This window comes from Kitasatospora sp. NPDC036934 (genome assembly GCF_055608425.1).
Genome location: NZ_JBVJQR010000021.1, coordinates 14,472 through 30,738, shown reverse-complemented (window position 1 = coordinate 30,738; position 16,267 = coordinate 14,472). Strand labels below are relative to the sequence as shown.

Below are 16,267 nucleotides of genomic sequence, written 5' to 3'. Positions count from 1 at the left end.
CGGCGACGGACCCTAACTCGCCACCGCCGTGGCCCGGCTCTCCCGGACCACCGTCACCCGGATCTGGCCCGGGTAGGTCAGCTCCGCCGAGACCTGTCGGGCCACCTCACGGGCGATCAGCTCCGCCCCGAGGTCGTCCACGGTGTCCGGCCGCACCATCACCCGCACCTCGCGCCCGGCCTGCATCGCGTACACCTCGGCGACCCCGCTGTGCGAGCGGGCGATCTCCTCCAGCCGCGCCAGTCGCCGCACGTACAGCTCCAGCGACTCCTTGCGCGCGCCCGGCCTCCCGCCCGAGCAGGCGTCCGCGGCCTGGGTCAGCACGGCCGTCACGGTACGGGGCTCCACCTCGCCGTGGTGTGCGGCGATCGCGTGCACCACCTCGGGCGACTCCCCGTGCCGCCGGGCGAACTCCGCGCCGACCGCCGCGTGGCTGCCCTCCGCCTCGTGGGTGAGCGCCTTGCCGATGTCGTGCAGCAGCGCCGCCCGGCGCACCGGCTCCGGGTCCACCCCGAGCTCGGCGGCCATCATCCCGGCCAGGTGCGCGGACTCCAGCAGGTGCCCGAGCACGTTCTGCCCGTACGAGGCGCGGTAGCGCAAGGAGCCCAGGGTGCGGACCAGTTCGGGGGGCATCCCGCCGATCCGGGCGTCCAGCAGGGCGTCCTCGCCGGCCCGGACGCAGCGCTGCTCGACCTCTACCCGGCTGCGCTCGTGGACGTGCTCGATCCGGCTCGGCTGGATCCGGCCGTCCTCGACCAGCTGCTCCAGGGTGAGCCGGGCGGCCTCCCGGCGGACCGGGTCGAAGCAGGAGAGCTGCACCGAGGCGGGGGTGTCGTCGACGATCAGGTTGACCCCCGTGACCGCCTCGAAGGCCCGGATGTTGCGGCCCTCCCGGCCGATGATCCGGCCCTTCATCTCCTCGCCCGGCAACCGGAAGACGGTGACGGCGGTCTCCGCGGTCTGTTCCGAGGCCAGCCGCTGGATCGCCCCGGCCAGGATCTCCCGGGCCCGGCGCTCCCCCTCCTCCTTGGCTCCGCGCTCGATCTCCCGGACCGTGACGACCGCCTCCCGCCGGGCCGACTCCTCAGCCTCGCGCAGGAGTTGGGCGTGCGCCTGCTCGGCGGAGAGCCCCGCGGCGCGCTCCAGCGCCGCCGCCCGCCGGGCCGCCAGCGCCTCGACCTCGCCCCGGGATCGCGCCAACTCCGCCGAGCGCTCGGCCAGTTCGTCCTCCCGCTGGCGCAGCCTGCGCAGCTCCTCGGCCAGAGTCTCCTCGCGCCGGGCCAGTTCGGCCCGCTGCCGACTGCCCTGTTCCTCGGCCGACCGGCGGGCCTGCTCGGCCTCGGCCAGGGCCTGCCGCTGCGCGGTCCGCAGCCGCCGGAACGTCAGCACGGCGAGCAGTGCGAGCACCACCAGGACGGCGACGGCCGACCCGACGATCGGCACCAGAGCGGCACTCGGACCGGTACCCGCCGAGATCCCCATGCGCCCCACTCCCCGTCCTTGCGCTGGGCGCCGTCCGGAAGCGGCCCGCACTGAGTGCGAGGCTAGGTCGGGGTCACGAAAGGGTCAAGACTCGGCCTGGTTCAGACCAAGAAACGCGCCGAACCGCCACTCCCTCCACTACTCCCACTCGTTCGCCGACGGCTCTCCGGCCGCCTCCTCCTCCAGCACACCGCGCACCACCCGGAAGGCGAGGCCCTCGGAGTAGCCGCGCCGGGCCAGCATGCCGACCAGCCGCCGGGTGCGGACCTGCGGATCCAGCCCCCGGGTGGACCGCAGCTTGCGCTCGACCAGCACCCGGGCCGCTTCGGTCTCGTCGTCGTGATCGACCTGGACGAGGGCCTGCTCGACCAGCTCGGCGGTCACGCCCTTGGTCCGCAGCTCCTGCGCCAGCGCCCGCCGGGACAAGCCCCGGACGGCGTGCCGGGACTCCACCCAGGCCGCCGCGAAGGCCGCGTCGTCGATCAGCCCGACCTCTTCCAACCGGCTGAGCACCCCCTCGGCGACGTCCTCCGGGATCTCCCGCTTCCGCAGGGCGTCGGCGAGCTGCTTGCGGCTCTTGGCAGCACCGGTCAGCAGCCGCAGACAGATGTCGCGGGCGCGGCTCTCCGGATCCGCCTCCTCCTCGGCCCGCTTCCGCTTGCCGGGGGCCTTCTCTTCCGGCGGCCCCTCGCCGGAACGCCCACCCCGCCGGCTGCGGCGCGGACGGGCGGGCGGGGCGGCCACACCCCCGTGCCCGGCCGCCCCGGCCCCGTCCTCAGCGCCCGGCTCCCCACCCACCAACGCCGAACGGCGGCGACGGCGCCCGGTGGGCAGCTCGGAGGCGGAGACCAGCCCGAGCGCCTCGATCGAGGCCCCCGCCACCTGCTCCCCGACAGGCCCCGGCCCCGACTCGGGCTCGGGCTCCTCCGCCACCGCGGCGAACCAGTCCGGCGGCCCGTAGTCGTCGTCCTCCGGGCCACCGCCCACCACCTCGTGCTGCATCAACGGCTCAGGCCTTGGCAGCCGCCGTCTTCTTCGCCGCGGCCGTCTTGGCGGCGGTCGCGGTGATCGGCTTGGCGGCACCGTCTTCGGCAGCGGCCTCCGGCTCGCCCTCGGCCGTCTCCTCGGCCTTGGGGCCGATACCGAGCTTGCCCTTGATCTTCCGCTCGATCTCGTCGGCGAGCTGCGGGTTGTCCCGCAGGAAGTTGCGGGCGTTCTCCTTGCCCTGGCCGAGCTGGTCGCCCTCGTAGGTGTACCAGGCGCCGGACTTGCGGATGAAGCCGTGCTCGACGCCCATGTCGATCAGGCCGCCCTCGCGGCTGATGCCGATGCCGTACAGGATGTCGAACTCGGCCTGCTTGAACGGCGCGGCGACCTTGTTCTTGACGACCTTGACCCGGGTGCGGTTGCCGACCGCCTCGGTACCGTCCTTCAGGGTCTCGATCCGGCGGATGTCCAGACGGACCGAGGCGTAGAACTTCAGCGCCCGGCCACCGGTCGTGGTCTCCGGCGAGCCGAACATCACACCGATCTTCTCGCGCAGCTGGTTGATGAAGATCGCGGTGGTGTTCGACTGGTTCAGCGCACCGGCGATCTTGCGCAGCGCCTGGCTCATCAGCCGGGCCTGCAGACCGACGTGCGAGTCACCCATCTCACCCTCGATCTCGGCGCGCGGCACGAGCGCCGCGACCGAGTCGATGATCACCAGGTCGACCGCGCCGGAGCGGATCAGCATGTCGGTGATCTCCAGTGCCTGCTCACCGGTGTCCGGCTGGCTGACCAGCAGCTCGTCGGTGTCCACGCCGAGCTTCTTGGCGTACTCCGGGTCGAGCGCGTGCTCCGCGTCGACGAAGGCGACCCTGCCGCCGGCCTTCTGGGCGTTGGCGGCGAGGTGCAGGGTCAGAGTGGTCTTACCGGAGGACTCGGGGCCGTAGATCTCGACCACCCGGCCGCGCGGGATGCCGCCGACCCCGAGGGCGACGTCGAGGGCGGTCGACCCGGTGGAGATCACCTCGATCGGCTCGTTCGCCTTCTCGCCGAGGCGCATCACCGAGCCCTTGCCGAACTGTCGCTCGATCTGGGCGAGCGCGGCCTCGAGGGCCTTCTCCTTGTCCGTACCTGCCATGGCTTTTTCCCTCGGGTTCTGTGCTGTGCGCTTCATCGTCCTCGACGCTAGCGCGTCCCACTGACAAACGAGCCCCACCCGGCTCGCCCTGTGGAAAACTCCACGCCGGAGAGTACAAAAGAACATCTGTTCGATTCAAGCCCCGCAGCTCCCGAACACGCCGCGGGGCGGGCAGTGGATCCACCCCACCACCCGCCCCGCGCCGCCCGTCACTCCCCGCCCGTCACTCCCCTTCGCCGCCGACCATCCGGCGCAGCCGCCGCGCCGCCTCCCGGCGCAGCTCCCGGCGGGCCCGCCGCTGCTCGCCCCGGTCGATCCGCGGGTCGGTGGCCACCTCGTACCGCCGCACATACGTCCCGACGAAGCCCTGCAGGGTCGCCGCCGCCGGAATCGCGATCAGCGCGCCCACCGCACCCAGCAGCGCCGCGCCCGCGATCACCGCGCCGAAGGCGACCGCCGGGTGCACGTCGACCGTCCGGGCGGTGATCCTCGGGTGCAGCACGTAGTTCTCGACCTGCTGGTAGACCACCGTGAAGACCAGCACCCACAGCGCGTCCACCGGCTCCAGGGTGAGCGCCACGAGCACCGGCAGCGCACCCGCCAGGTACGTCCCGATGGTCGGCACGAACTGCGACATGACGCCGACCCAGACCGCCAGCGCGGCCGAGTACGGCAGGTCGATCAGCGCGAACATCACCCAGTGCCCGGCCGCCGACACCACCGCCAGCACCGCCCGCGAGTACAGGTAGCCGCCGGTCTTGGCCAACGCGATCTCCCAGGCCCGCAGCACCTCGCCCTGCTTGGCGGGCGGCAGCAGCGAACACACCGTCCGGCGAACCCGCGGGCCCTCGGCGGTGAAGTAGAAGGTGAACAGCCCGACCGTGAAGGTCTGGAACAGCCCCCCGATCAGCGTGGACGACACGCCCCACACGTTGTCCGCGGCCTGCTGGGCGTACCCCTCGAGCGTCCCGGAGTCCTTCAGCAGCCGCTTCTGCAGCTCACCCAGCGAAAGGTCCTGATGGAAGGTCCGGTTGACCCAGCCGATCAGATTGTCGACCAGGTGCGGCAGGTCTCCGGCGATCTTCGCCACCTGATCCACCAACAACGTGCCGAGCGCCGCCAGGAACCCCACCACCGCGACCCCGACCGCGACGAACACCAGGAAGGTCCCCACCCCCCGCCGCACCCCGCGCGCCGCCATCCGGTCCACGGCCGGCTCCAGCGCCAACGAGAGGAAGAAGGCCACCAGCAGCATCACGAACAGGTCGATCAACTGCCGGAAGGCCCAGTCCGCCAGCTGGAACAGCCCCACCAGCACCAGGAACAGCACCATCGCCCGCGGCAACCAGGGCGGCATCCCGCCCCACAACACCCCGCCCCCCGTCCGCGTCCGCTCCCGCCCCACGTCCGGGTCCTTCTGCTCTCCGCTCGTAGTCACCCGGACAGTCTGTCCCACCACCCCCACGACAGACGCTCACCGCAACTGCGCGGAAACCCCCTGGGTCTCACAGACCACCCGCCAGACGTCCTTGGCCTCCCAACCCGCCTCCAACGCCTGGCGCACCGTCCGCCCACCCAACTCACTCATCACGTGATCGGACGCGAACGACTCCGCGTACCCCTCCCCGAAGTGCGCGTACATCCGTCGCCAGAACTCCGTCAGCCTCATGCCCCCAGTATCCCGGACCCCCCACACCCCCAACGGGCACGCAGGCAACACCCCACACGCCGACAACACCCCCCACCCCCACCCCACCCCCTCCACCACCCCCACCCCTTCCCGCACCCGCCCCCTCCACCCCCACCTCCCCCCTCACCCACCCAGGCGAGAGGGACGCGCTGCGGGAGGGGGCGGTGGAGGGGGTGGGTGCGGAGAGGGGCGTGACGGGTGATTTTCAGACCGCCAACGGTCTCAACCCCCCACCCACAGAGCCGGCGGTCCGAAAATCACCCAGCCCCCGGAGCACCCACCCCCGGAACCGCCCCCGGCACCACCCACCCTCCCGAAAGCCCACCCCCCCAACAACAGCCCCCCACCCCCCGAAAACCCCCAGAACCCCTCACCGCGGCACCCCCAGCACCCCCACCCCGAAATACCGCCGATCCCCACACCCCCCCCATCCCCACCGGACACCCTCCCGCCGCCGTGACCGCCAACAACTCCGCCAGCTGCCCCGCTCCGAACCCCGGATGCAGCGCCGCCGCCACCGCCACCGCCCCCGTCACGTGCGCCGCCGCCATCGAGGTCCCCGCCAGCGCCGCGTACTGCCCGCCCGGCCAGTCCGAGATGATCGCCCCCTGCGCCCCGCCGTCCGGATCCCCGCCCGGGGCTGCCAGCGAGACCCGGCCGCGCCCGTAGTTGGTGTACGAGGACGGATGCCCGTCCCGGTTGACGGCCGTCACGGTGACGACCCCGGGCAGTTCGCCGGGAAGGCGGATGCACTCGGTGCCCAGGTGGCGGCTCTGGGCCGGCTCGGAGACCCGGTCGTTGGGGCTGCGTTCGTCGGTCCGGGCGGCGCCGAGGTCCTGCCCGTCGTTGCCGGCGGAGGCGACCACCACCGCACCCTTGCGCCGGGCGTACCCGACGGCCCGGCCGACGGCGGTGATCAGCGCGGCCTGGTCGCGGTCCTCGGGGCAGTTGTACTTCCACGGGTCGGCGAAGTAGCTGTCGTTGATCGCCTTGGCCCCGTGGTCGGCGGCCCAGAGCATCCCGCAGACGATGTTCTCCGCGTAGTACTGCCCGAGCGGCCCGAGCAGCCGAACCGCGGCGATCCGCACCCCGGGGGCGACCCCGGTGACGCCCTTCCCCGCCCCGGCCGCGCCGATGATCCCGGCGACGTGGGTGCCGTGCCCGCTCTCCCCGACCCCGGGGTCGGGCCGCCAGGAGCCGGTCCGGGCATCAGGACGGCCGTCGGCGCAGGAGACCGAGGCCTTCGGGTCGACGGCCGCCCGCAGGTCCGGGTGGGTGTCGTCGACGCCCGAGTCCAGCACTGCGACCAGCACCTTCCGCAGCGCATCCGCGCCCGGCGCGCCCCCGGCCGCCGTATCCCCGGTTCGCCCCGACGCCGCGTGGATCATGGCGAGGTTCCACTCCCCGCCCTCCGCCGGATCCGGAACCGTCACCGTCCCCTCGTCATCCAACCCCTCCGAACTCCGCCCCTCCGAACTCCGCCCCTCCGAACTCCGGCCCACCGAGCCCCGCCCCACCGGACTCCGCCCCTCCGACCCCCCACCCCGTCCTCCCGCCGCGAAGTCCCCCGCCCCGGCCACCGCCCGCGGCGGCCCCACCACCGGCACCGTCCGCGTCGCCCCGACCGCCGCGATCCCGGGCCGCGCCCGCACCCTGTCCGCGAAGCCCCCGGTCGCGTACGCCAGCACCGCCCCGATCTGCGGGTACTCCTGCACCACCTGTCCGCCGGCCGCCCGGCTCTCCGCCCCCGCCCGGGCAGCCCCCGCGGCGTCCTCCTGCGCGGCCAGCACCAGGTAGCTGAGGTACGCCCGCGCGGGCCCGGACACGTACGGCACGGCGCCGCCCAGCGCCAGCGCCGCGAGCAGCATCGCCAGCAGCACCCGGACGGGCCCGCCGACCCTGCGGCGACGGACCCGCCGGTGCCGGCCCACTCCGACGCGCCCGGCCTGGTGCGCCTGCGCCATCCCACGCTCTCCGCTCGTCGGTCCGGTGAGGCCGCACCCCTACGGCCGGTCACGGTCTGATCACACGCCCGATTCCTCACGATATGAGCCGATCATCATTCCCGCCCCCGCAACTACACCCCCGCCGCTCGCACCGTCGCATCCTCGCGCCCCGCCCCCTCGCACCCTCGCGCCCTCGCGCCCCACCCCCTCGCGCCCTCGCGCCCCACCCCCTCGCGCCCTCGCGCCCCACCCCATCGCACCCTCGCGCCCCACCCCCTCGCTCCCCACCCCCTCGCACCGTCGCCTCTTCGCACCGTCGCCCCCTCGCATCCTCGTGCCCCCCGCGTCCCACCCCACTTGTCAGTCCCACCCGGCACCATGGGGGCATGGCGCCCCAGCACCCGACCCCACCCGCCGACGCACCCGAGCCCGACGCGCCCCAGCCCGCCGACCCCCTGGCCGGGTTCGCCCCGATCACCCGGGCCTGGTTCACCGGTGCCTTCTCCGCCCCCACCACCGCCCAGTCCGAGGCCTGGCGCGCCATCCAGCGGGAGACGGACGTCCTGGTGGTCGCCCCCACCGGCTCCGGCAAGACGCTGGCCGCCTTCCTCTCCGCCCTCGACCGGCTCAGCAGCACCCCGCCCCCCGCCGAGCCCAAGCGCCGCTGCCGGGTGCTCTACGTCTCCCCGCTCAAGGCCCTCGCGGTGGACGTCGAACGCAACCTGCGCGCCCCGCTGACCGGCCTGCGCCAGGCCGCCGTCCGGCTGGGCCTGCCCGAGCCCGAGGTCCAGGTCGCGATCCGCTCCGGCGACACCCCGGCCGCCGATCGCCGCCGCTTCGCCACCCACCCGCCGGACATCCTGATCACCACCCCCGAGTCGCTCTTCCTGCTGCTCACCTCGGCCTCCCGGGAGGCCCTGCGCGGGGTGGACACGGTGATCCTGGACGAGGTGCACGCGGTCGCCGGCACCAAGCGCGGCGCCCACCTGGCGCTCACCCTGGAGCGGCTGGACGAGTTGCTGGACCGCCCGGCCCGCCGGATCGGCCTGTCCGCGACCGTCCGCCCGGTGGAGGAGGTGGCCCGCTTCCTGAGCCCGCAGCGCGGCGCGGTCGTCGTCCAGCCGCCCGCCGCCAAGGAGTTCGACCTCTCGGTGGTCGTCCCCGTCCCCGACCTGGACGATCTGCCTGCCGCCCCGGCCGCCGGCGGAGCCGCCGAGTCCGACCCGCAGCGCCGGCAGTCCATCTGGCCGCACGTCGAGGAGCGGATCGTCGACCTGGTCGAGGCGCACCGCTCGACCATCGTCTTCGCCAACTCCCGCCGCCTGGCCGAGCGCCTGTGCAACCGGCTGAACGAGATCGCCCACGAGCGCGCCACCGGCGCGGCCATCCCCGGGGCGCACGCCCCGGCCCAGCTGATGGGCGGCTCGGGCGCCGCCAAGGGCGCGCCCGCGGTCATCGCCCGGGCCCACCACGGTTCCGTCTCCAAGGAGCAGCGCTCGCTCGTCGAGGAGGAGTTGAAGGCCGGCCGGCTGCCCGCCGTGGTCGCGACCTCCAGCCTGGAGCTGGGCATCGACATGGGCGCCGTCGAGCTGGTCGTCCAGGTCGAGTCCCCGCCCTCGGTCGCCTCCGGCCTGCAGCGGGTCGGCCGGGCCGGCCACCAGGTCGGCGCGGTGTCCACCGGCGTCTTCTTCCCCAAGTACCGGGGCGACTTGGTGCAGTCCGCCGTGGTGACGGAGCGGATGCGGACGGGCCGGATCGAGGCCCTACGCATCCCGCGCAACCCGCTGGACGTGCTCGCCCAACAACTGGTCGCGATGACGGCCCTGGACACGTGGCCGGTGGACGAACTGCTCACCGTGGTCCGCCGCGCCGCACCCTTCGCCACCCTCCCCCAGTCCGCCTTCGACGCCGTGCTCGACATGCTGGCCGGCCGCTACCCCTCGGACGCCTTCGCCGAGTTGCGCCCCCGGGTGGTCTGGGACCGGGTGGCCGGCACGGTGACCGGCCGCCCCGGCGCCCAGCGACTGGCCGTCACCTCCGGCGGCACCATCCCCGACCGGGGCCTGTTCGGCGTCTTCATCGCCGGCAGCGCCGCTGCCGACGCGAAGACGGGCGGAGAGGGCGGAAAGGGCGGAAAGGGCGGCGGCCGGGTCGGCGAGCTGGACGAGGAGATGGTCTACGAGTCCCGCGTCGGCGACGTCTTCACCCTCGGCACCACCTCCTGGCGGATCGAGGAGATCACCCACGACAAGGTACTGGTCACCCCCGCCCCCGGCGTCCCCGGCCGACTCCCGTTCTGGAAGGGCGACACCCTCGGCCGCCCGCTCGAACTCGGCCGCGCCCTGGGCGCGTTCACCCGCGAGCTGGGCGCCCTCCCGCCCGAGGCCGCCACCGAGCGCCTCAAGCGGGCCGGCCTGGACGACTGGGCCGCCGCCAACCTGCTGGACTACCTCGCCGAGCAGCGGACGGCCTGCGGTCACCTCCCCGACGACCGCACCATCGTGGTGGAGCGCTTCCGGGACGAGCTCGGCGACTGGCGGATCGTCATCCACTCCCCCTTCGGCGCCCAGGTGCACGCCCCCTGGGCCCTCGCCCTCGGCGCCCGGCTGCGTGAGAAGCACGGTCTGGACCCCCAGGTCATGCACGCCGACGACGGCATCGTGCTCCGCCTCCCGGACGCCGACCTGCTCTCCCCCGACTTCGATTTCAGCAGTCCTTCGGAACCAGCCGGGCCGGCCTCCGACGAGGCCCCGGTCGGCGCCGACGCCGCCCTGTTCGAGGCCGACGAGATCGAGCAGTTGGTCACCGACCAGGTCGGCGGCTCCGCCCTGTTCGCTTCCCGCTTCCGCGAGTGCGCCGGCCGCGCCCTGCTGCTCCCCCGCCGCAGCCCGGGCCGCCGCACCCCGCTCTGGCAGCAGCGTCAGCGCGCCGCCCAGCTGCTCGAAGTCGCTTCCGAGTACGGCTCGTTCCCGATCGTCCTGGAGGCTGTCCGGGAGTGCCTGCAGGACGTCTTCGACGTCCCCGGCCTGGTCGAGCTGATGGGGGACTTGGAGTCCCGCGCGGTCCGCCTGGTCGAGGTCACCACCCCCGAGCCCTCACCGTTCGCCCGCTCGCTGCTCTTCGGCTACGTCGCCCAGTTCCTCTACGAGGGCGACTCCCCGCTCGCCGAACGCCGGGCAGCCGCCCTCTCGCTCGACTCCCGACTGCTGTCCGAGCTGCTCGGCCAGGCCGAGTTGAGCGAGCTGCTCGATCCCCAGGTGCTCGCCGAGCTGGAGGCCGAGCTCCAACGCCTCACCCCCGAGCGCAGGATCAAGGACGCCGAGGGCGTGGCCGATGCCTTGCGGCTGCTCGGCCCGCTCACCGAGGCCGAGTTGACCGCGCGCGGCGCCGAGCCGCTCTGGGCCCTGGAGCTGGAGGCGGCCCGCCGGGTGATCCAGGTCCGGATCGCCGGGGAGCAGCGCTGGGCCGCGATCGAGGACGCCGGACGGCTGCGCGACGCGCTGGGCACCCCGCTACCGGTCGGCGTCCCCGAGGCCTTCACCGAGCCGGTCAAGGACCCACTGGGCGATCTGCTGGCCCGGCACGCCCGGACCCACGGCCCGTTCACCGCCGCCGGGGCGGCCGCCCGCTACGGCCTGGGCACCGCGGTCGTCACCGGCACCCTCCAGCGGCTCACCGCCGCCGGCCGCCTGGTGCAGGGCCAGTTCCTCCCGGCCGAGGGCCATACCGCCGCCGAGTGGCACACCGCCCCCGAGTGGTGCGACGCCGAGGTGCTGCGCCGGCTGCGCCGCCGCTCGCTGGCGGCGCTGCGCCAGGAGGTCGAGGCTGTCCCACCGCGCGCCCTGGCCGCCTTCCTCCCGCAGTGGCAGCACCTGGGCGGCCACCGGCTGCGCGGCCCGGACGGCCTGCTCCGGGTGGTCGAGCAGCTCCAGGGCACCGCGCTGCCCGCCTCCGCGCTGGAGAAGCTGATCCTCCCGGCCCGGCTCGCCGACTACTCCCCCGGCCTGCTGGACGAGCTGATGGCGGCCGGTGAGATCGGCTGGTGCGGCGCCGGCGCGCTGCCCGGCAAGGACGGCTGGCTCAGCCTGCACCTGGCCGAGAACGCCCACCTGCTGCGCCCCGAGCCGGTCCCGCCCGCGCTCACCCCGCTGCACAGCGCCCTGATGCAGGCCCTGGCCGGCGGCTACGGGCTGTTCTTCCGCCAGCTCGTCCAGCAGCTGCCGGAGGAGGCTCCGGAGCCGGAGGTGGTCGAGGCGCTGTGGGACTTGGTCTGGGGCGGGTACGTCAGCAACGACACCCTGGCCCCGCTGCGCGCCCTGCTCGGCTCCGGCCGGACGGCGGGCGCCACCGCCCACCGCGCCCCCCGGGCCACCCCGCGCGGCCGCTACGGCGGTGCGGGCCGCGCCTTCGGCCGGACGGGCGGGGCACTGCGCAGCGGCCCGCCGACGGTGGCCGGCCGCTGGTCGCTGCTGCCCGCCTTCGCCACCGATCCGACGGTCCGGGCCACCGCCCGGGCGCAGAGCCTGCTGGACCGGCACGGTCTGCTCACCCGCGGCACGGTGGCGGCCGAACGGGTGCCCGGCGGCTTCGCCGGGGTGTACCGGGTGCTGGCGGCGATGGAGGAGCGCGGCCGGGCCCGCCGGGGCTACTTCGTCGAGGGCTTGGGCGGCGCCCAGTTCGCGATGGAGGGCGCGGCCGACCGGCTGCGCTCGGTCAACGGCCGGCTGGAGCGGGCCCGGGCCACCGAGTGGCCGGCCGTCCCGGCCACCGAGCCGCCGCAGCTGCTGGTGCTGGCCGCCGCCGATCCGGCGAACGCCTACGGCGCGGCACTGCCCTGGCCCGAGCCGCCCACCACCGCGGGTGCCAAGGACGGGGCCCCGGGCGCCAAGGAGTCAAAGGCCCACCGCCCCGGCCGCAAGGCGGGCGCCCTGGTGGTGCTGGTGGACGGCGAGCTGGCGCTCTACGTGGAGCGGGGCGGCAAGTCCCTGCTGGCCTGGCCGGAGGAGGACGCGACCCTGGCGCTGGCCGCCGGGGCGCTCGCGGGGGCGGTCCGCGCGGGCGCGCTCGGCAGCGTCACGGTCGAGCGGGCCAACGGCGAGCCGGCGCTGGGCTCCGAGCTGGGCCGCGCCCTGGAGGAGGCGGGCTTCCACGCCACGCCCCGCGGCCTGCGGCTGAGGCCGTAGCCCGCCGCGAGGGCGGCTGGACAGCACGGAGGCCGCGGAGTCAACGACCCCGCGGCCTCCGGCCACGTCGATTCACCCGATCGGCGGCGGCTGTACCTCCGCCCGGCCCACGGCCTCCTCGCGCCCGCGTGGGCGCCGGACCGGTCCGGTCGCGTTCCGGTCGGCGTGGACCGGGATGAGACCGAGTCCCCAGCCGCCGGCCGCCAGGAGCCCGAGCACCGCGCCGTCGGCCAGCTGGCCCCGGACGGCGACCAGCCACCAGGCGAGCCCGGCCACCAGCATCGTCAGGGCCAAACGGACCGACCGGGGCACCGGTCTCCGCATCCGCAGCCGTATTCGGGCCACCGCGCGCACCGTCGCGACTCTTCGCACGACCGCCCTCCTCCGTTCAACCCCGGGGCTTCTCGTGCCCGTCGTGGACGGGCGCCCGGGAGGCAGAGGCCGGGATCAGGCGGCGACCACGTCCATCGCAGCGGCCTTGGGCGACATGTTCGCCCGGTCGGTGCCGGGGGCGGGCAGCGGAACCGGTTCGAGTACCGGCCTCAGCAGATCACCTTCGGAGAGGGTGGCCATCGCCGCAAGTTCGGCGAGCGACAGTTCGTCGCTGACCTCGCGCATGACCTCGGACATCCGGACGTCGAGTGCGTCGCAGATGGCGGAGAGCAGCTCCGAAGAGGCCTCCTTCTGTCCCCGCTCGACCTCGGAGAGGTATCCGAGCGAAACCCTGGCTGCTGCCGACACCTCGCGGAGTGTGCGGCCCTGGCGCTGGCGCTGCCGACGCAGTACATCGCCCAGTAGGCGACGGAGCAGGATCATCGGTGCCTCCCTCCTCGGACTGCGGATCGAGATGTCACGCCCCCACCGTACCGCCTTGCCCGCTTCGCGTGCGGGGACCCTGGTCGTGTTCACTCTGGGCTGCAAGGCCGTCCCCCTCCTTGTTCCGGTGTCGTACCCGGGTTCGCGGGCCCCTCGTGGTACCCGACCTGGCCCACCCGGCCACCGTCACGCAACTCGTTCGCCACCTGGTTTCTGCCCAACCAGGCCGTTGGATGTAACACGATCCTCCAGCTGTGCCATACCCGCGCCCGTTCGGCAGATCCCGGTTCGGTGGAGATCCGGCCGCGGGCCCCTATCGAGTGAGCCGGCCGACCAGCAGCTCCAGTGCGGCGGTCACCGCCCCGTGACGGATTGTGGCACGCGCGCCCGACAGCAGGGGAGAGCTGACCAGAGTTCCCCCCGGGCCCGCGACCGCCAGGTGTACGGTGCCCACCGGCTGCCCGTCCTGCGGCTCCGGACCGGCCACCCCGGTCGTCGCGAGCCCGTACGTCGCGCCCAGCAGCCCGCGCACGCCCTCGGCCATCTGCCGGGCCACCACCGGGTGGACCGGACCGTACACGTCCAACAGGCCCTCGTCCACACCGAGCACCGAGGCCTTCAGCTCGGTGGCGTACGCGGTGACCGAGCCGCGGAAGGTCGCCGAGGCCCCGGGGACGTCCACCAGTGCGGCGGCCAGCAGCCCGCCGGTCAGCGACTCGGCGACGGCCAGGGTGCCGCCCTCGGCCCGCAGTGCGGCGTGCACCCGTTCGGCCAGCTGGTAGTCCGTCACCGAGGTCCCCCGTTCCTACCGGTCCGCGCGCTCCGCGGCCGTGCCCTCGCGGCGCAGTCGCACCGCCTGTCCGATGTAGTCCAGCGCGGTGGCCACGGTCAGCAGCACCGCCAGCGCCATCAGGACGGCCCGCCCGGTGGCCAGCCAGCCGGTCAGCGGCAGCACGTACATGCCGACCGCGGTGCCCTGGGTCAGCGTCTTGAGCTTGCCGCCGCGGCTGGCCGGGATGACGCCGTAGCGGATCACCCAGAAGCGCATCAGGGTGATGCCGAGTTCGCGGGCGAGGATCACCACGGTGACCCACCAGGGCAGGTCGCCGAGCACCGAGAGGCCGATCAGCGCCGAACCCATGATCGCCTTGTCGGCGATCGGGTCGGCGATCTTCCCGAAGTCGGTGACCAGGCCCTTGCGGCGGGCGAGCTCACCGTCGAACAGGTCGGTGATCATCGCGATCGCGAACGCGGCCCAGGCCACGGCCCGCCACTTGGGGTTGTGCCCGTCGTCGGCGAACAGCAGTGCCACGAAGACCGGCACCAGCAGCACCCGGATCATGGTGAGCACGTTGGCGATGTTCCAGATGCCCGGCACCGGCGGCAGCGCGGCCGCCGGTCTGCCCGGGTGGGCCGCGGCCGGGGCGCCGGGCCCCTTGGTCATTCCCCGGCTCCCGGAGCCTCGGCCCCCGCGGTCCTGGGCGCTCGCACCTGCTCCAGCGCCTCGGCGATCAGGTCGACGCCCTCGCTGGCCACCACGGTGGCCCGCCAGAACTGCCCGACCTGGGGGTCCTCGACGCCGTGCACGGTGGTCAGGCCGTCGGTCTCCGGGGCCTGGTGGGCGGAGCGGCCCTCGACCACGCCGTCCTCGATCGACTCGATCAGCACCTCGACCTCGGTGCCGATCCGCTGCTCGGCCCGCTGGGCGGTCATCTCCTCGGCGAGCCGGCTCAGCCGGTCCAGCCGGTCGGCGACGACGTCCTCGGGCAGCTTGCCGTCGTAGGTGGCCGCCTCGGTGCCGTCCTCGTCGGAGTAGCCGAAGACGCCGATCGCGTCCAGCCCGGCGTGGGTGACGAAGCGCTCCAGCTCGGCGAAGTCCTCCTCGGTCTCACCGGGGAAGCCGACGATGAAGTTGGACCGGGCGCCGGCCTGCGGGGCCTTGTCCCGGATGGTCCCCAGCAGCTGCAGGAACTGGTCGGTGGAGCCGAAGCGGCGCATCCGGCGCAGCACTGCGGGCGCCGAGTGCTGGAACGACAGGTCGAAGTAGGGCACCACGTCGGCGGTCCCGGTCATCGCGTCGATCAGTCCGGGGCGCATCTCGGCCGGCTGCAGGTAGGAGACCCGCACCCGCTCGACGCCCTCGATGGCGGAGATCTCGCCGAGCAGCGTCTCCAGCAGCCGGATGTCGCCGAGGTCCTTGCCGTACGAGGTGTTGTTCTCGCTGACCAGGACGATCTCGCGGACGCCCTCGCCGGCCAGCCACTGGGCCTCGTTCAGCACGTCGGAGGGGCGGCGGGAGATGAAGGAGCCGCGGAAGGCCGGGATGGCGCAGAAGGAGCAGCGGCGGTCGCAGCCGGAGGCGAGCTTGACCGAGGCGACCGGGCTGTCGTCCAGCCGCTTGCGCAGGGTGCGCGGGCCGGAGGCCGGGGCGAGGCCCGCGGGCAGGTCGGAGATCGGCTCGGCGGCGGCCTCGGCGCCGTGGCCGGGCAGCGCGACGGCCTCGGCGGCGGACTGCCGCTCGGCCGGGCTGATCGGCAGCAGCTTGCGGCGGTCGCGCGGGATGTGCGGGGCGTGGTGGCCGCCGGAGAGGATGGTCTGCAGGCGGTCGGAGATGTCCGAGTAGTCGTCGAAGCCGAGCACCCCGTCGGCCTCGGGCAGCGCGTCGGCGAGCTCCTTGCCGTACCGCTCGGCCATGCAGCCGACCGCGACGACGGCCTGGGTGCGGCCGTGTCCCTTGAGGTCGTTGGCCTCAAGCAGGGCGTCGACGGAGTCCTTCTTGGCGGCCTCGACGAAGCCGCAGGTGTTGACGACGGCGACATCGGCCTCGGCGGCATCGTCGACGAGCAACCAGCCGTCGGCTTCCAGTCGCCCGGCGAGTTCCTCGGAGTCCACCTCGTTGCGGGCACATCCGAGCGTGACAAGGGCGACAGTACGGCGTTCAGGCATAGGCCCAAGATTAACGCGCGGCCTCCGGTGCCGTTCGCCCCGGAGGCCGCGTGCCACGGATCAGCTGATCATCGACGCC

The 16,267-nt window shown here is 74.1% G+C and carries 12 protein-coding genes; 1 reads left to right on the top strand and 11 read right to left on the bottom strand.

Annotation, left to right across the window (positions count from 1 at the left end; translation table 11 throughout):
* Window positions 1–12: 12 nt before the first annotated feature.
* The 6 genes from rny to ACZ7BZ_RS27995 form a co-directional block, all read right to left on the bottom strand.
* Window positions 13–1,482, bottom strand: a complete 1,470-nt coding sequence (gene rny, locus ACZ7BZ_RS28020; protein WP_470360759.1) for a ribonuclease Y — start codon at window positions 1,480–1,482, stop codon at window positions 13–15.
* 138 nt (window positions 1,483–1,620) lie between these two features.
* Window positions 1,621–2,484, bottom strand: a complete 864-nt coding sequence (locus tag ACZ7BZ_RS28015; RefSeq protein WP_470360758.1) for a regulatory protein RecX — start codon at window positions 2,482–2,484, stop codon at window positions 1,621–1,623.
* Between the two features lie 7 nt (window positions 2,485–2,491).
* A complete protein-coding gene (recA, locus tag ACZ7BZ_RS28010) occupies window positions 2,492–3,607 on the bottom strand; it encodes a recombinase RecA (protein ID WP_380454849.1) in 1,116 nt (371 codons plus the stop codon).
* A gap of 223 nt (window positions 3,608–3,830) precedes the next feature.
* Window positions 3,831–4,964: an AI-2E family transporter gene (locus ACZ7BZ_RS28005; protein WP_465751201.1), complete on the bottom strand. Its 1,134-nt coding sequence runs from the start codon at window positions 4,962–4,964 to the stop codon at window positions 3,831–3,833.
* Window positions 4,965–5,081: 117 nt separating this feature from the next.
* Window positions 5,082–5,276 carry a DUF3046 domain-containing protein gene (locus ACZ7BZ_RS28000; RefSeq protein WP_350507756.1) on the bottom strand — a complete coding sequence of 65 codons (195 nt, stop codon included), beginning with the start codon at window positions 5,274–5,276 and terminating at the stop codon, window positions 5,082–5,084.
* 278 nt (window positions 5,277–5,554) lie between these two features.
* Window positions 5,555–7,261, bottom strand: a complete 1,707-nt coding sequence (locus ACZ7BZ_RS27995; protein WP_470360757.1) for a S8 family serine peptidase — start codon at window positions 7,259–7,261, stop codon at window positions 5,555–5,557.
* A gap of 368 nt (window positions 7,262–7,629) precedes the next feature.
* Here ACZ7BZ_RS27995 and ACZ7BZ_RS27990 point away from each other — a divergent pair, with 368 nt between their 5' ends.
* Window positions 7,630–12,426 carry an ATP-dependent helicase gene (locus ACZ7BZ_RS27990; protein WP_470360756.1) on the top strand — a complete coding sequence of 1,599 codons (4,797 nt, stop codon included), beginning with the start codon at window positions 7,630–7,632 and terminating at the stop codon, window positions 12,424–12,426.
* 72 nt (window positions 12,427–12,498) lie between these two features.
* On the opposite strand, the gene ACZ7BZ_RS27985 is transcribed toward ACZ7BZ_RS27990, so the two are convergent.
* The 5 genes from ACZ7BZ_RS27985 to rimO all read right to left on the bottom strand — a co-directional run bounded on the left by ACZ7BZ_RS27985 (window position 12,499) and on the right by rimO (window position 16,188).
* Window positions 12,499–12,798, bottom strand: coding sequence for a hypothetical protein (locus tag ACZ7BZ_RS27985; protein ID WP_470360755.1), 300 nt, complete (start codon window positions 12,796–12,798; stop codon window positions 12,499–12,501).
* Window positions 12,799–12,873: 75 nt separating this feature from the next.
* Window positions 12,874–13,242, bottom strand: a complete 369-nt coding sequence (locus tag ACZ7BZ_RS27980; RefSeq protein ID WP_049660741.1) for a helix-turn-helix domain-containing protein — start codon at window positions 13,240–13,242, stop codon at window positions 12,874–12,876.
* Between the two features lie 313 nt (window positions 13,243–13,555).
* Window positions 13,556–14,032, bottom strand: a complete 477-nt coding sequence (locus ACZ7BZ_RS27975) for a CinA family protein (protein ID WP_380462130.1) — start codon at window positions 14,030–14,032, stop codon at window positions 13,556–13,558.
* Between the two features lie 15 nt (window positions 14,033–14,047).
* Window positions 14,048–14,686 (bottom strand): CDP-diacylglycerol--glycerol-3-phosphate 3-phosphatidyltransferase, encoded by a 639-nt coding sequence (gene pgsA / locus ACZ7BZ_RS27970; protein WP_380462131.1) that lies wholly within the window; start codon window positions 14,684–14,686, stop codon window positions 14,048–14,050.
* Window positions 14,683–16,188 carry a 30S ribosomal protein S12 methylthiotransferase RimO gene (gene rimO / locus ACZ7BZ_RS27965; RefSeq protein ID WP_470360754.1) on the bottom strand — a complete coding sequence of 502 codons (1,506 nt, stop codon included), beginning with the start codon at window positions 16,186–16,188 and terminating at the stop codon, window positions 14,683–14,685. Before rimO ends, pgsA begins: the two co-directional genes overlap by 4 nt.
* Between the last annotated feature and the right edge of the window lie 79 nt (window positions 16,189–16,267).

Coding starts and splice junctions, on each gene's coding strand:
- rny (WP_470360759.1), bottom strand. CDS start 1,482: ATGGGGATCTCGGCGGGTACCGGTCCGAGTGCCGCTCTGGTGCCGATC.
- ACZ7BZ_RS28015 (WP_470360758.1), bottom strand. CDS start 2,484: ATGCAGCACGAGGTGGTGGGCGGTGGCCCGGAGGACGACGACTACGGG.
- recA (WP_380454849.1), bottom strand. CDS start 3,607: ATGGCAGGTACGGACAAGGAGAAGGCCCTCGAGGCCGCGCTCGCCCAG.
- ACZ7BZ_RS28005 (WP_465751201.1), bottom strand. CDS start 4,964: ATGCCGCCCTGGTTGCCGCGGGCGATGGTGCTGTTCCTGGTGCTGGTG.
- ACZ7BZ_RS28000 (WP_350507756.1), bottom strand. CDS start 5,276: ATGAGGCTGACGGAGTTCTGGCGACGGATGTACGCGCACTTCGGGGAG.
- ACZ7BZ_RS27995 (WP_470360757.1), bottom strand. CDS start 7,261: ATGGCGCAGGCGCACCAGGCCGGGCGCGTCGGAGTGGGCCGGCACCGG.
- ACZ7BZ_RS27990 (WP_470360756.1), top strand. CDS start 7,630: ATGGCGCCCCAGCACCCGACCCCACCCGCCGACGCACCCGAGCCCGAC.
- ACZ7BZ_RS27980 (WP_049660741.1), bottom strand. CDS start 13,242: ATGATCCTGCTCCGTCGCCTACTGGGCGATGTACTGCGTCGGCAGCGC.
- pgsA (WP_380462131.1), bottom strand. CDS start 14,686: ATGACCAAGGGGCCCGGCGCCCCGGCCGCGGCCCACCCGGGCAGACCG.
- rimO (WP_470360754.1), bottom strand. CDS start 16,188: ATGCCTGAACGCCGTACTGTCGCCCTTGTCACGCTCGGATGTGCCCGC.